The sequence below is a fragment of the Pseudobutyrivibrio sp. genome (assembly GCF_015057185.1).
GTDB lineage: Bacteria > Bacillota > Clostridia > Lachnospirales > Lachnospiraceae > Pseudobutyrivibrio.
Genome location: NZ_SVEV01000019.1, coordinates 20692 through 34379, shown reverse-complemented (window position 1 = coordinate 34379; position 13688 = coordinate 20692). Strand labels below are relative to the sequence as shown.

Annotated in this window: 11 protein-coding genes; 2 read left to right on the top strand and 9 right to left on the bottom strand. The window is 39.2% G+C overall.

Annotated features, from left to right (window positions below):
* The 4 genes from E7276_RS09065 to E7276_RS09050 are packed head-to-tail and all read right to left on the bottom strand — an operon-like array spanning position 1 to position 4477.
* The gene (locus tag E7276_RS09065) at positions 1-867 is read right to left on the bottom strand and encodes a YitT family protein (protein WP_294216569.1); all 867 of its coding nucleotides are present in this window, start codon (positions 865-867) and stop codon (positions 1-3) included.
* Positions 864-2189, bottom strand: a complete 1326-nt coding sequence (locus tag E7276_RS09060; RefSeq protein WP_294216566.1) for an RsmF rRNA methyltransferase first C-terminal domain-containing protein — start codon at positions 2187-2189, stop codon at positions 864-866. Before E7276_RS09060 ends, E7276_RS09065 begins: the two co-directional genes overlap by 4 nt.
* The gene (gene argS, locus E7276_RS09055) at positions 2189-3949 is read right to left on the bottom strand and encodes an arginine--tRNA ligase (protein ID WP_294216563.1); all 1761 of its coding nucleotides are present in this window, start codon (positions 3947-3949) and stop codon (positions 2189-2191) included. Before argS ends, E7276_RS09060 begins: the two co-directional genes overlap by 1 nt.
* A gap of 27 nt (positions 3950-3976) precedes the next feature.
* Complete coding sequence (locus tag E7276_RS09050; RefSeq protein WP_294216561.1) at positions 3977-4477, bottom strand: QueT transporter family protein; 501 nt, start codon at positions 4475-4477, stop codon at positions 3977-3979.
* A 166-nt stretch (positions 4478-4643) separates the two neighbouring features.
* Here E7276_RS09050 and E7276_RS09045 point away from each other — a divergent pair, with 166 nt between their 5' ends.
* Entirely contained in the window at positions 4644-5027 is a 384-nt protein-coding gene (locus E7276_RS09045; protein ID WP_294216559.1) for a thioesterase family protein, read from the top strand.
* A gap of 87 nt (positions 5028-5114) precedes the next feature.
* Here E7276_RS09045 and E7276_RS09040 read toward each other — a convergent pair whose 3' ends face one another.
* Positions 5115-5678: a biotin transporter BioY gene (locus E7276_RS09040; RefSeq protein WP_294216556.1), complete on the bottom strand. Its 564-nt coding sequence runs from the start codon at positions 5676-5678 to the stop codon at positions 5115-5117.
* Between the two features lie 199 nt (positions 5679-5877).
* Between E7276_RS09040 and E7276_RS09035 the strand changes: the two genes are divergently transcribed.
* Positions 5878-6336, top strand: coding sequence for a C-GCAxxG-C-C family protein (locus tag E7276_RS09035; RefSeq protein WP_294216551.1), 459 nt, complete (start codon positions 5878-5880; stop codon positions 6334-6336).
* 36 nt (positions 6337-6372) lie between these two features.
* Here E7276_RS09035 and E7276_RS09030 read toward each other — a convergent pair whose 3' ends face one another.
* From E7276_RS09030 to E7276_RS09015, 4 genes are all read right to left on the bottom strand, one after another.
* On the bottom strand, positions 6373-8118 hold the full coding sequence (locus E7276_RS09030; RefSeq protein ID WP_294216549.1) for an ammonium transporter: 1746 nt from the start codon (positions 8116-8118) through the stop codon (positions 6373-6375).
* 20 nt (positions 8119-8138) lie between these two features.
* Entirely contained in the window at positions 8139-10232 is a 2094-nt protein-coding gene (locus tag E7276_RS09025) for a glutamine synthetase III family protein (protein WP_294216547.1), read from the bottom strand.
* A gap of 129 nt (positions 10233-10361) precedes the next feature.
* Positions 10362-11948 carry an asparagine synthase B gene (gene asnB / locus E7276_RS09020; protein WP_294216544.1) on the bottom strand — a complete coding sequence of 529 codons (1587 nt, stop codon included), beginning with the start codon at positions 11946-11948 and terminating at the stop codon, positions 10362-10364.
* Between the two features lie 231 nt (positions 11949-12179).
* Positions 12180-13676: a glutamate synthase subunit beta gene (locus tag E7276_RS09015; RefSeq protein ID WP_294216542.1), complete on the bottom strand. Its 1497-nt coding sequence runs from the start codon at positions 13674-13676 to the stop codon at positions 12180-12182.
* Positions 13677-13688: the final 12 nt, after the last annotated feature.

The window sequence follows — 13688 nt, the reverse complement described above, 5'->3', positions numbered from 1 at the left end:
TTAATTGTATCCTCTAAAGCCTTTGCCAATTATCTCACTACTATTTGTAATAGCAATAAAGGCACTAGGTTGATTTCTACGAATATAATTTTTCAATTCTACAGCCTGTTGTCTTTTAAGAATTGTAAGAATAACAGTTTTTTCTTTATGACCGTAAGCACCCTGAGCCTTATAAACAGTAGCGCCCTTGCCTAAATCATTCATAATGAAATTCACTATAGGCTCTGGGTCATTACATATAATAGTAAAATATTTAGCTAGGTTAATGTTCTCTATAGTCTCATCTACTACAAGAGACTTGGCCAATAGACCTACCAATGAAAATAGACCTGTCTGCACATTAAATACTAGGCATGCACTAATGACTATCATTACATCAGACATAAATAATGCAGTACCAATATCTACCTTTGTATATTTTTTAAGAATCATGGCAACAATATCTGTTCCGCCTGAAGATGCTCCCAGGTTGAAAAAAACAGCTGAAGCAAATGCTGGCAGTGCAATCGCAAACATAAGCTCTAAAACTGGCTGCTCTGTAAGAGGACCATCCATTGGACTAATTTTTTCTAGAATACTAGGTCCAAATGAAACTAAAAGTGTAATATAAGTTGTCTTAATTCCAAATTCTTTTCCAAAAACAATAAAGCCCAATAACAACAGGAAAATATTAATTATCAGGTTAATAGAACCTGGTGTCTTAGGCAACAATTCTGACAAAACAATAGAAAGACCACTAACGCCACCAAATGAAAAATGGTTAGGGAACTTAAAAAAATAGATACCTATAACCATCACTGCTGAGGCAACAGTGAACATAATAAACTCGTATATATCTTGTTTGTGCATATAAATTTTGTGAATCATACTTTACGCAATCCCTTCGGATAATGATTTTTTATTTGGCCTTTTGAAGCCTTACCCCATCCCAAAGAATATCCATCTACTGTTATCAAAGTCCAACCATCCTTTACCTGTCCATATATTGACTGCCCCTTTAGATAGTTGTCAGTGTCAGAGTCCTCTCTAGATAAATTATAACTATTTTTTACTTCTGTATCCTTTAGTGCAAGAGCCAAGGCATGGCTTGGTTCAAAGCGATTCTTTTTAAATGATCCTAAGAATAATCCGCCTCTTAGAACATGAATACCAGTAAAGTCTGGGCAATTAGCCGGCAAACTATATAACTGGTCATTTACAAGAAGCAGATTATCTAATATTGGTTCTGTCATGACTTCTTTAGCAAAAACTAAATAGTCATTAATAGTTCTATTATTAATCTTTTTAAGTGGATATTGTTTTCTATTGGCTGCGCAGTCTTCTGCTATGTTATCTAAATCAGCTTTTTCAAGAAGGGCTGCATAATGTCCCTCTCCCTTTACCTGATGTGGCCATAGCCTGCGCTCCTCAATAAGGGTCATATCTGGATGTCTCTTAATAAAATCAGCAACTGCCTCTTCATCCTCTAATTTGGCAAAGGTACATGTGCTATAACAAATTCTTCCTCCCGGAATAAGCATCTCATAAGCACAGTCAAAAATCTGAGCCTGTCTTTCAGCGCACATTTCCACTGATTCTAAAGACCACTCTGCACACGCATCATGATTTTTTCTAAACATACCCTCACCAGAGCATGGCGCATCCACCATTATTTTATCAAAGTACAATGGAAATGTCTCAGCAAGTTTGTCTGGATACTCTGATGTGACAATGGCATTTCTTATTCCAAGGCGTTCTACATTCTCTGATAGAATCTTTGCTCTATTTTTCATCGGCTCATTGGAAACAAGAAGTCCCTGGCCCATTAAATAGCCTGCTATCTGAGTAGATTTACCACCTGGTGCAGCGCACAAATCCAGGCAATAGTCTCCTGGCTGCACAGAAAGCATCTCAACTGGTAGCTGAGCTGATGCGTCCTGAATATAATATACTCCCGCATGATGATATGGATGAATTCCTGGCCTACTGTTTTCATCATCATAGTAGTAGCCATTAGGGCTCCAATCAACATTTTCTTTTAGTGTATCTGCCATATTTTCAATTGCCTTTTTGTCGGCTTTGATTGGATTAAATCTAAGAGCAGATATCTTGTTCTCATCATAAGAACGCAAAAACGCATGGAAGTCAGGACCTAAGTCCTGCTCCATGCGGTTAATAAAATCAATTGGTAAAAAAGATTGTTCTGACATTACATACGCTCCGGTGCTTTAAAACCGAGAAGGTCAATTGCCTTTTCAAGAACACCTCTAGTAAGCCATAAAAGCTTAAGGTAGCTTGCCTTAACAGCCTCGTCCTCCTCAGCTAAAATCTTTGTATCATGATAAAATCTATTAAATGCATTAGCTAAATCATAGATATAAGCACAAATCTTGTGAGGAGCCATATCCTCATATGCAGAAGAAAGAGCTGCCATAAACTTTGTAAGTTCAAGCTGAAGTGCTCTCTCTGACTCAGAATGAGCTGGAAGAATAGCGCCATCAAAGCTGCTAACGCCTGCCTTTGTAAGGATTGACTTACATCTAACGATTGTGTAAAGAATGTATGGACCTGTATTTCCCTCTGCAGAGGTAAATCTATCAATATCAAAGATATAATCCTTTGATGCCTGATTAGAAAGGTCTCCATATTTAACAGCTGAAAGTCCAACTATCTGAGCTGTCTTTTCAGCATCCTCATCATTCATTGTACCATTCTCTTTAATCTTCTCAAGCATCTTTTCCTCTACCTCAGCAAGGAGATACTCAAGTCTCATAACGCCACCCTGACGTGTCTTGAATGGTTTGCCATCCTTACCATTCATAGTACCAAAGCCTACGAAATAAAGATTAGTATCAGCAGGAACTATTCCTGTCTTTTTAGCACATCTAAATACCTGTGTGAAATATAATTCCTGACGCTTATCAACAACATAAATGATTGAATCTGGATTATAATCCTTCATTCTCCATACCATTGTTGCAAGATCAGTTGTATTGTAAAGTGAAGCACCATCAGATTTAAGAATCATACATGGTGGCACCTCTTTTGTATCTGTGTCTTCTTTGACATCAACTACAAGTGCTCCCTCAGAGATATATGCAAATCCATCATCCTTCATCTTTTGAACCATATCTGGGATATAAGGCTGAGCATCACTCTCTCCCTTCCAAAGGTCAAAAGTAACATCAAGCTTCTCATAATTTCTCTTAAGGTCATTAACTGAAACATTAAGAATATGAGAAAGAAGTGCCTGATAGCCCTTGCGACCGTGCTGAAGCTCATATGTAGCTGTCATAGCTGCTTCTTTGTATGCAGGGTCTTCCTTTGACTTTCCAGAAGCACATGGATAAATCTCTTCAAGCTCTGAAATAGTAAACGGAGCCTCTGTTGGATACTCTCCATCATAGTTTTCATCAAAGTATACAAGTTCAGGCTTGCGAAGTTTGAGCTCTGTAATGATAAGTCCCATCTGAAGACCCCAATCGCCAAGGTGAACATCACCTACTACTTCATCACCCATAAAACGAGCTGTGCGCTTAATTGACTCACCAATAATAGCTGAACGAAGGTGACCTACGTGAAGTGGCTTTGCCACATTAGGTCCGCCGTAATCAATCATTACTTTCTTAGGTGTAGAAACCTTGTCCACTCCAAATCTCTCTGTGTCATCAGCCATTTTTGAAACAAAAGCTGCTATAAACTCATCAGAAAGGTTCATATTAATGAAGCCTGGTGGGCATGCCTCGCACTTAGAAAACATTGCATTATCAGCTAACTTCTCTACTACCTCATTAGCGATAGCAATTGGTGCCTTTTTGTATTCTTTTGCTGCTGCCATAGCTCCATTGCACTGAAACTGGCATAAATCAGGTCTGTTTGATAGTGTAACCATTGCATATTTTTCATCATAACCTGCTGATTTAAAGCCAGCAATTACTTGTTCTTTGATTTGTCCAAGTATTTCTTTCATCTCTTCCTCCGTCCAATTTAAAAAATATTAGGCATTCAATTCTGCATTTCTAAAAATGAATTTATGCTGTGGCCAAAGAGCAGCCTTTAAAATCATGCCTAAAATGCATACACAAATGATTTCGCCTGCACATACAGTAGCTACTAAGAACCAGTAAGCATCTGTCATATGATAAGCAAATCTAAGTACTAATGGGATAATAATGCCATTTGCAATAACAGGTGGTAATGTAAATACGAACTTTGTCTTTCTAAGGTAGTATGTACCGAAAGCACCTATTAATGTTGCAAGACTACCAAAAATAATATCATAGATTGCGCTACCCATAAATATATTTGATAGTAGGCAACCAACGAACAATCCTGGAACAGCTGCTGGAGTAAAAATAGGCAAGATACATAATGCCTCTGAAATTCTAACCTGAATTGCTCCACTTGCAAGATTGAATGTGTTAATAAACATAGTTAACACAACATAAATGGCCGCAATCATTGCGCCCTGGCAAATAAATAATACTTTTTTGTTCATTTTAAAAATCTCCTTAGTTTTGATTTACGTGAGGATGGTTACGAACTCACGGTGAAAAATTATATCACAAAAATAAGCTTTCTACAACGAAGGAAACCGTTGTTTATTCTAAAGAAAATACACTATAATACTATAATGTACAGAATAAATTGGGAAGGAGCTTTTTATGTTAGAAATAGGAATGAAGGGAAAAGCCGAAACAATAGTTACGATTGATAATACTGCAAAAGCATTTACCAGCGGTGCTTTAGATGTTTTTGCTACACCAGCAATGATTTCTTTAATGGAAGAAACCTGTTGGAAAATGATACAGCCAGAGTTAGAAGAAGGTTCAGGATCTGTAGGAACAAAAGTTGATGTTAGCCATACAGCACCTAGTGCCATCGGCATGACTGTAAAGTGTGAAGCCACTCTTACAGAAATAGATGGTCGCAAGCTTACATTTGAAGTTGTTTGCTCAGATGAAAACGGTGTTGTTGGAATGGGTACTCATGAACGCTTCATTATTAATAATGAAAAATTCATGGCAAAGGCTCAGGGACGTCACTAATAAAAAGTACCCTCTTTACTGGTTGTCCAGTAAAGAGGGTACTTTTTACAAAGAATCACGACTTTCTTTTATTAATATTCTTATTTATTATCTAAGTACAGGTCTTACTCTTCTAGCAAGTACAATGGCAAGTACCAGCTTAACTAAATCCGGAATAATAAATGGAAATACACACCAGCCTAATGCTGTCATAGCTCCAATGGCCCCATTAGCTTTTGAATAAACCTGAATGAACCAAACAGTTCCAACTGCGTAACATACTGCAAGTCCCAAAACAAGAGCTATAATTTCACCTACCAAAGTCTTTTTAAAAAGCTTCTCATATACAATGTAGATTACTCCTGTAAGAATAAATCCAATTATATATCCCCCAGTGCTACCTAATAAAACTCCAAGTCCGCCTGTAAAATTAGCAAATACTGGTACACCTACAGCACCAAGTAAAATGTAGACTAATGTTGCGAGAGTTCCTCTTTTTCCACCTAATAAAGACAAAATCATAAATACAGCGAATGTCTGCAATGTGAAAGGCACTGTAGTTGGAATGCTAATCCATGAGCATATAGCAATTAATGCTGCACCAAGTGCGATATATGCAATGTCTAATGTTGAATAATTACTTTTTGTAGTTGCTACTTTTGTTGTGTTCATTTTTTCCTCCCAAATAATTCAATTAATAACGCATTTACGATATCATAGCCCATGTAGATTGTCAACCTTTTATAAATTTCAGGGTGACATTTACTGATTTCCATTGTTTGTCACCCTATCTCTTCATATTTAAATAATGGAATAATATTTTTAGTTGGGCTATAATTAATTCAATTTATATTCGAAAGGATTCTATACTATGACTCGAAGAGAAATTGCCATGGCAAATTTCAAAAATGGATATAATTGCTCACAAGCTATTACTCTTGCCTTTGCAGATATGCTTCCTATTGATGAGACTACACTACTTAAAATGGCATCCTCATTTGGTGGTGGAATGGGTCGCCTTAGAGAGGTATGTGGCTCTGTAAGCGGCATGTTCATGATTACAGGACTATTATATGGATACGACGGACCTGAAACTGGCCAGGTCAAAGCAGATCATTACGCAAGAATTCAAGAACTTGCTCATAAATTTGAGGAGCAACACGGCTCTATTGTTTGCAGAGAAATGCTTGGCTTAAACACAAAACACGATATTCCTGTTCCTGAGGCTCGCACAGCTGAATACTACAAGAAACGACCTTGTGCAGAAATCATAGGCGATGCCGCAGAAATCCTAGAACAGTACATTAATGAGCATCCTATACCACAATAAATAATAAAACCACCGGAAAGCCGGTGGTTTTAATTTTTACTCTACATCCTGAAGAGCTGCGAAATCCTCTTCACCTGTTCTAATCTTAACAACCTGCTCAACATCATAAACGAAAATCTTTCCATCTCCGATGTGACCTGTGTAAAGAACCCTCTTAGCTGTTTCTATAACCTGTGCTACAGGAACCTTGCAAACAACTACGTCAACACGAATCTTAGGAAGAAGTGCTGGCTCTAAAGCAACTCCTCTATAGTACTCAGGTGTGCCCTTCTGTACACCACATCCCATTACATGAGAAACTGTCATACCAGTAATTCCAAGCTTTAAAAGTCCATTCTTAAGCTTCTCAAGGTTACGCTCCTTGCAAAGGATTTCTACCTTTGTCATACGTGGTCTACCTGCTGATGTAATCTGTGATGGAGCATATTCTACTTCGATAGCTTCCTCTGGAGTAGCAAGACCTGCTGCCTCAAGAGTTTCTGTAATAAGACTTGCTGTCTCCTCATCATAATCATCTGTATCAAAGTCATCTTCTAGCATATTAAATCCTGAATATGCTGATGGAAGGCCATGCTCTGTTCTATCAAGACCTACGATTTCCTCTTCTGCTGATGCACGAAGACCGATTGTAGCCTTGATTACCGAAAATGCGATAGTAATTGTAACTGCTGCCCAAGCGCCAACTGTAACTACGCCTAAAAGCTGTATTCCAAGTAATTTAAACCCGCCCCCATAGAAAAGACCTGTAAGCTCGCTAGCTGGAGCTGATGTTGTAGCAAAAAGACCAACAGCAAGTGTTCCCCAGATACCATTCATCATATGAACTGCAACTGCACCTACAGGATCATCAACGTGAAGCTTGTAATCTAAAAGCCATACACCAAATACTACTAAGAAACCTGAAACAATACCGATAATAGCTGCACCAAGTGCATCTGTAACGTCGCATGGGGCTGTGATTGCTACCAAGCCTGCAAGTGAAGCATTAAGTGACATTGAAACATCAGGCTTACCATACTTAACCCATGTGAATGCCATTGTAGTACATGTAGCAACTGCTGGTGAAATTGTTGTTGTTACAAAGATTGATGCTAACTGCTCAAGTGATGTAGCAGCTGCGCCGTTGAATCCGTACCAACCAAGCCAAAGAATAAATACACCAAGTGCTCCAAGAGCAATATTGTGACCTGGGAAAGCATTAACCTTTACTACCTTACCATTCTTATCATGACTAAACTTGCCAATACGAGGTCCTAAGATTTTTGCACCGATAAGTGCGCAAATACCACCAACCATGTGAATTGCTGCAGAACCTGCAAAATCATGGAATCCAAGCTGCGAAAGCCAGCCGCCACCCCAAATCCAGTGAGCCTCGATTGGGTAAATTACAAGTGAAATAACACCTGAGTAAATACAATAGCTGATGAACTTTGTACGCTCAGCCATGGCACCACTTACGATTGTTGCTGTTGTAGCGCAGAAAACTAAGTTAAATACAAAGTTACTCCAATCGAAGTTTGCATAATCTGTAAAAATACCAAGTGTTGGTCTACCAACCAAACCGAAGAGACAATCCTCTCCAAACATTAAACCAAATCCTAAAAGTACGAACATAACAGTTCCAATACAGAAATCCATCAAGTTTTTCATAATGATGTTTCCTGTGTTCTTTGCTCTGGTGAAACCAGCCTCTACCATTGCAAAGCCTGCCTGCATCCAGAATACCAATGCAGCGCCTATAAGGAACCACACTCCAAATAAAATGCTTGTGTACTCTTCCATAATATTTTCCTCCTATTTGCTTATTTAACAGAATATAAAATCTCTCCATATGTTGGATAAGGCCAGATATCACTTGGTACCACTGTCTCAAGTAAATCAACCACCTCACGAACTTCGTTCATGTCTGCAAATATTACATCGTGGTGGAACTTAGCCAAATCATATGTATCTGAAAGCTCTTTTGCCTTTTCAATATCTGCTTCAAGCTTTTCAAGTCTCTGATCCATCTTTGTTGTAAGCTTTGAAGCACATTCAAGTCTCTTCTTTTCTACTGTTGAATCTACAGAAAGACCAGTTGCTGCTTTTGCGTTAAGTGTCTCAGCAAGTGAATACTGATAATCACTAGCAGCTGCCATAATATCTTTCTTTACCATCTGATCTAATGTAAGAGCCTCAATATCAATTACCTTATAGTAATTCTCAAGCTGAATATCGTATCGGCTTAGGATTTCCTGCTCTGTGAATACTCCATGCTTTGTGAATAAGTCGATTGACTTCTTCTCTACGAATGCTGGAAGAGCATCTACTGTAGACTTAAGGTTCTTAAGACCTCTCCTCTCAGCCTCAGCTACCCATTCCTCTGAATATCCATTACCATTGAAGATAATTCTCTTGTGAGCTGTAAGCTCTCTCTTTAAAAGCTCTGCAAGGGCCTTGTCAAAATCTGCTGCCTTTTCAAGTTCTTCTGAGAACTTATCAAGCTCCTCTGCAACGATTGTATTTAAGATTACGTTTGGTCCTGAAATAGATGCAGCTGAACCAAGTGAACGGAACTCAAATTTATTTCCTGTAAATGCAAATGGTGATGTTCTGTTTCTATCTGTAGTATCCTGTGAAATGCTAGGAATTACTGCAGCACCAATTGACATCTTTTTCTTTTTGATATCCTCATAATCTGTGCCATCAATAATTGATTCCACGATTGCCTCAAGCTCGTCGCCAAGGAACATAGAAATGATTGCTGGTGGTGCCTCGTTTGCTCCAAGTCTGTGATCATTTCCAGCAGAAGCAACTGAAACACGGAGCAATTCCTGATACTCATCAACAGCCTTAATTACTGCTGTCAAGAATAATAAGAACTGTGGGTTCTGGGAAGGAGTAGCTCCCGGTTCTAACAGGTTTACTCCGGTATCAGTTGAAATAGACCAGTTGTTGTGTTTACCTGAACCGTTAACCCCTGCAAATGGCTTCTCATGTAAAAGACATACCATGCCATGTCTCTTTGCAACTCGCTTCATCATCTCCATGGTCAGCTGATTATGGTCTGTTGCTATATTAGTGGTTGAGAATACTGGTGCAAGCTCATGCTGTGCTGGTGCAACCTCATTATGCTTTGTCTTTGCAAGTACACCCAGTTTCCACAACTCCTCGTCTAACTCCTTCATAAAAGCAGATACTCTTGGCTTAATGATTCCAAAGTAATGATCATCAAGCTCCTGTCCCTTTGGTGGCTTAGCACCAAATAGTGTTCTGCCTGTGTAAATTAAATCAGGGCGCTTGTTATACATCTTTTCATCAATTAAGAAATATTCCTGCTCTGGTCCAACTGTAGTGATAACACGCTTTACATCATCATGACCAAAAAGCTTTAATACTCTAACTGCCGATTTATCAAGAGCTTCCATTGATCTAAGAAGTGGTGTTTTCTTATCAAGAGCCTCTCCTGAATAAGAGCAGAATGCTGTTGGAATACAAAGTGTGTCATCCTTGATAAATACATAGCTTGTTGGGTCCCAAGCTGTATAGCCTCTTGCCTCGAATGTAGCTCTAAGACCACCTGATGGGAATGAAGACGCATCAGGCTCACCCTTAATAAGCTCCTTGCCTGAGAATGTCATGATAACTCTTCCGCCCTCTTCTGGCTGGATAAATGAATCATGCTTCTCTGCTGTAACACCAGTCATTGGCTGGAACCAATGTGTAAAGTGTGTAGCGCCAAGCTCGATTGCCCATTCCTTCATAGCATGTGCAATTACATTTGCCAAATCTCTATCTAGAGGTCTTCCCTCCTCTACTGTATTCCTAAGGGCCTTGTATGCATCCTTAGGAAGACGCTCCTTCATAGTTTCATCATTAAAAACCATGCTTCCAAAAATTTCTGTTACCTTGCTCATAAAATTATCCTCCTTTGGTACGGCTGTTACGCTAACAAGCATTATGATTTCTCCGCTCAGCTAACATGCTTCGCTAAAGAAATATAATAGCTTGTTAGCTACAACCTCAATTAAATAACTATTTGTTCGCTATACGCCTGATGCACCGTAATTACTTAGCACACGGGCTGACGGGTCGTCTACATCGCAGCCTTCCCAATTCTTATTTGGCATCCAGAAGTCTACAATCATGCCCGCTTGTCCTTTGTAGTACTTTTCAAATAAATCTCTATATAAAAGTGATTCCTTTGTAAATGGTGCTCTATATTCGTATTTACGTTTTGCTGCCTCTAAATCCTCATCTGAATAAATGCTATTTGCATATTCCTTCAGGTAATAAACCATTGAATGTCCTACCGCATCAGAAAAGGCTGCTTTTTCTCTAAAGAGAATGTCATAAGGCAAGTAATCGTCTCCCTCAAATGCATGCCTTAGCAGGTACTTTCCTTTGTTATATTTATTCATCTTTAGCTCAGGATTTATGCTCATTACATAATCAACAAATGCTAAATCTCCAAATGGAACTCTTGCTTCCATCGAGTGAACCGAAATACATCTATCGGCTCGAAGTACATCATACATGTACAATTCTCTAAGTCTCTTCTCAGCCTCTCTTTGGAACTCCTCAGAGTTTGGAGCAAAATCTGTGTATTTATATCCGAAAATCTCATCAGAAATCTCACCAGTTAAAAGAACTCTGATTTCAGGGAACTGTTTTTTGATTCCTTTGCAAATGAGATACATTCCCATTGAAGCTCTTATTGTTGTGATGTCGTATGTTCCAAGTGCTGCTACAACTTCCTCTAATGACTCAAGAACGATTTCTTTGTTAATTATGATTTCGTGATGTTCTGAGCCGATGTAATCTGCAACCTCTTTTGCGTACTTTAAATCAATTGCATCTTCATTCATTCCAATGGCGAAGGTCTTAATTGGCTTGTCCATCATTTTCTGAGCTATTGCGCATACAAGGGATGAATCAAGTCCGCCTGAAAGAAGAAAACCAACTGGCGCATCTGCATCAAGTCTTTTCTCAACTCCTGCAACAAGAAGCTCTTTAATCTTTGCTGAAGCCTCATCCACTGAATCCTTCACATAGGTCTGACGCTTTGCCAAATCTCTATAGCATGTGAAGACGCCCTTGTAATAATAATGTCCTGGTGGGAAAGGCTTAACTTCATCTGTAAGTCCAACTAAGTTCTTAGCCTCTGAAGCAAACATTATGGATCCTTCTTTGTCATATCCGTAAAACAATGGTCTGATTCCGATTGGATCTCTGGCTGCTACCAAGTCATCGATCCCGCTGTCATAGATAACCATTGCAAACTCAGCATCAAGCTTTTCAAACATCTTTAATCCGTATTTACGATACATCGGCAAGATGATTTCGCAGTCGCTATCGCTCATAAACTTGTAACCATCTGACTTTAGCTCATCCCTTACTGGCTTGAATCCGTAAAGCTCACCGTTACAGATTACATAATTGCCATCCAACTCAAAGGGTTGCATTCCAGCATCAGTCAATCCCATAATTGATAATCTTTGGAATCCAAGGACCGAATCGTTTATGCATATCACCTTTTGCATATCAGGTCCTCTAGAAACTGTTTTTGAAAATGCCGCCTCGAAATCCTTCATTTCAATGTGGCACTTACTTAAAGCCATTATTGAACACATATACTTTTTCCTTCCCATTTAAGCTGATTAAAGTCACAAGCCTTAGTGTTTTCTCATTCAGCTAACACGCTTCATTCGAAAACAAAAGAGCCTGTTGCTTATCAGCTATTAGTAAACAAAAAAAGGAGTCGCAAACGTAGTAAAACTACGTTTACGACTCCTTTGTCGTTTCAATTGTTTTTATTTGTTTTGTATAATAAAACTTCGTTAATTGCTTGTCAACTACTTTTTTTACAAATTACTATAACCCATCAAATATTCATCAACCTCGCGGGCACAGTCTCTACCTTGACGGATAGCCTTTACAACCAAAGACTGACCTGTATGCATATCACCAGCAGTAAATACCTTTGGCTGATTTGTAGCAAAGGAATTTGCATTTACAGAGGCAACATTAGTACGTCCGTCAACATCTACCTTGAAAGCATCAGTAACATACTTTTCTGAACCTAAGAATCCTGCTGCTATTAAGCAAAGCTGGCATGGCATTTCCTTTTCTGTACCTTCTACTGGTACCATCATCCTTCGTCCGCTCTTCTTGTCTATTTTTGATTCCAATGATACAAGTACTACTGACTTTAGGCTACCATTTTTGTCTGTCTTAAATTCCTTTACAGTGGTTGTGTAGATACGTGGATCATGACCGAATTTTGCGATAGCTTCCTCCTGACCGTAATCTGTCTTGCAAACAAGTGGCCACTGTGGCCATGGATTAGACTCTGCTCTCTCGTCTGGAGCCTTTGGCATCATCTCAAGCTGAGTTACTGATTTACAGCCGTGACGAATAGAGGTACCAACACAGTCATTTCCTGTGTCACCACCACCGATGATAATAACATCCTTGCCCTTTGCAGATATATACTGACCATCTACAAGCTGCATATTATTAGCCCAAAGACACTTTGTAGTAGACGCTAAAAAGTCTACAGCAAAGTGTATCCCCTTTGCCTCCTTGCGACCTACAGCATCAATATCACGAGGGTTAGAAGATCCGCAGCAAAGAACTACAGCATCAAACTTTGATGTTAAATCTTTAGCCTTAACCTCCACTCCTACATTGGCATTTACAATAAAGCTAACACCCTCTTCTTCCATTACCTTTATTTTTCTATCAATAACTTGCTTTTCAAGTTTCATGTTAGGAATGCCGTAGCGAAGAAGTCCTCCTACATTGTCGTTGCGTTCGTAAACTGTAACCTTGTGTCCACGTCTATTTAGCTGATCAGCAACTGCAAGCCCCGAAGGACCTGAACCAACTACAGCTACACTCTTTCCTGTGCGAACCTTTGGCGGTTTTGCATCAGCAAGACCGTTTGCATAAGCATATTCAATAATAGCTTTCTCGTTTTCCTTCGTAGATACAGGCTCACCATTTAATCCACAAGTACAAGCCTTCTCACATAATGCAGGACAAACACGACAAGTAAACTCAGGGAAATTGCTAGTCTTTTTAAGTCTACGGTACGCCATCTCATAATTTCCCTGGTATACCAAATCATTCCATTCAGGTATTAAATTGTTAAGTGGGCAACCTGAAGTCATACCCTTTATTGTCATTCCAGCCTGACAGAATGGAACGCCACAATCCATGCAACGTCCACCCTGACACTTCTGCTCTGCCTCAGAAAGTGGCTCATGGAACTCGTTAAAATTCTTTATTCTCTCTAGAGGACTTACTGCAGGCGCCTCTACTCTCTCATATTCCAAAAATCCAGTTGGCTTTCCCATCACTAACTCCTC

Excerpts from the sequence above, each read along its gene's own strand:
- E7276_RS09065 (WP_294216569.1), bottom strand. The coding sequence starts at position 867 with ATGATTCACAAAATTTATATGCACAAACAAGATATATACGAGTTTATT.
- E7276_RS09060 (WP_294216566.1), bottom strand. The coding sequence starts at position 2,189 with ATGTCAGAACAATCTTTTTTACCAATTGATTTTATTAACCGCATGGAG.
- argS (WP_294216563.1), bottom strand. The coding sequence starts at position 3,949 with ATGAAAGAAATACTTGGACAAATCAAAGAACAAGTAATTGCTGGCTTT.
- E7276_RS09050 (WP_294216561.1), bottom strand. The coding sequence starts at position 4,477 with ATGAACAAAAAAGTATTATTTATTTGCCAGGGCGCAATGATTGCGGCC.
- E7276_RS09045 (WP_294216559.1), top strand. The coding sequence starts at position 4,644 with ATGTTAGAAATAGGAATGAAGGGAAAAGCCGAAACAATAGTTACGATT.
- E7276_RS09040 (WP_294216556.1), bottom strand. The coding sequence starts at position 5,678 with ATGAACACAACAAAAGTAGCAACTACAAAAAGTAATTATTCAACATTA.
- E7276_RS09035 (WP_294216551.1), top strand. The coding sequence starts at position 5,878 with ATGACTCGAAGAGAAATTGCCATGGCAAATTTCAAAAATGGATATAAT.
- E7276_RS09030 (WP_294216549.1), bottom strand. The coding sequence starts at position 8,118 with ATGGAAGAGTACACAAGCATTTTATTTGGAGTGTGGTTCCTTATAGGC.
- E7276_RS09025 (WP_294216547.1), bottom strand. The coding sequence starts at position 10,232 with ATGAGCAAGGTAACAGAAATTTTTGGAAGCATGGTTTTTAATGATGAA.
- asnB (WP_294216544.1), bottom strand. The coding sequence starts at position 11,948 with ATGTGTTCAATAATGGCTTTAAGTAAGTGCCACATTGAAATGAAGGAT.
- E7276_RS09015 (WP_294216542.1), bottom strand. The coding sequence starts at position 13,676 with ATGGGAAAGCCAACTGGATTTTTGGAATATGAGAGAGTAGAGGCGCCT.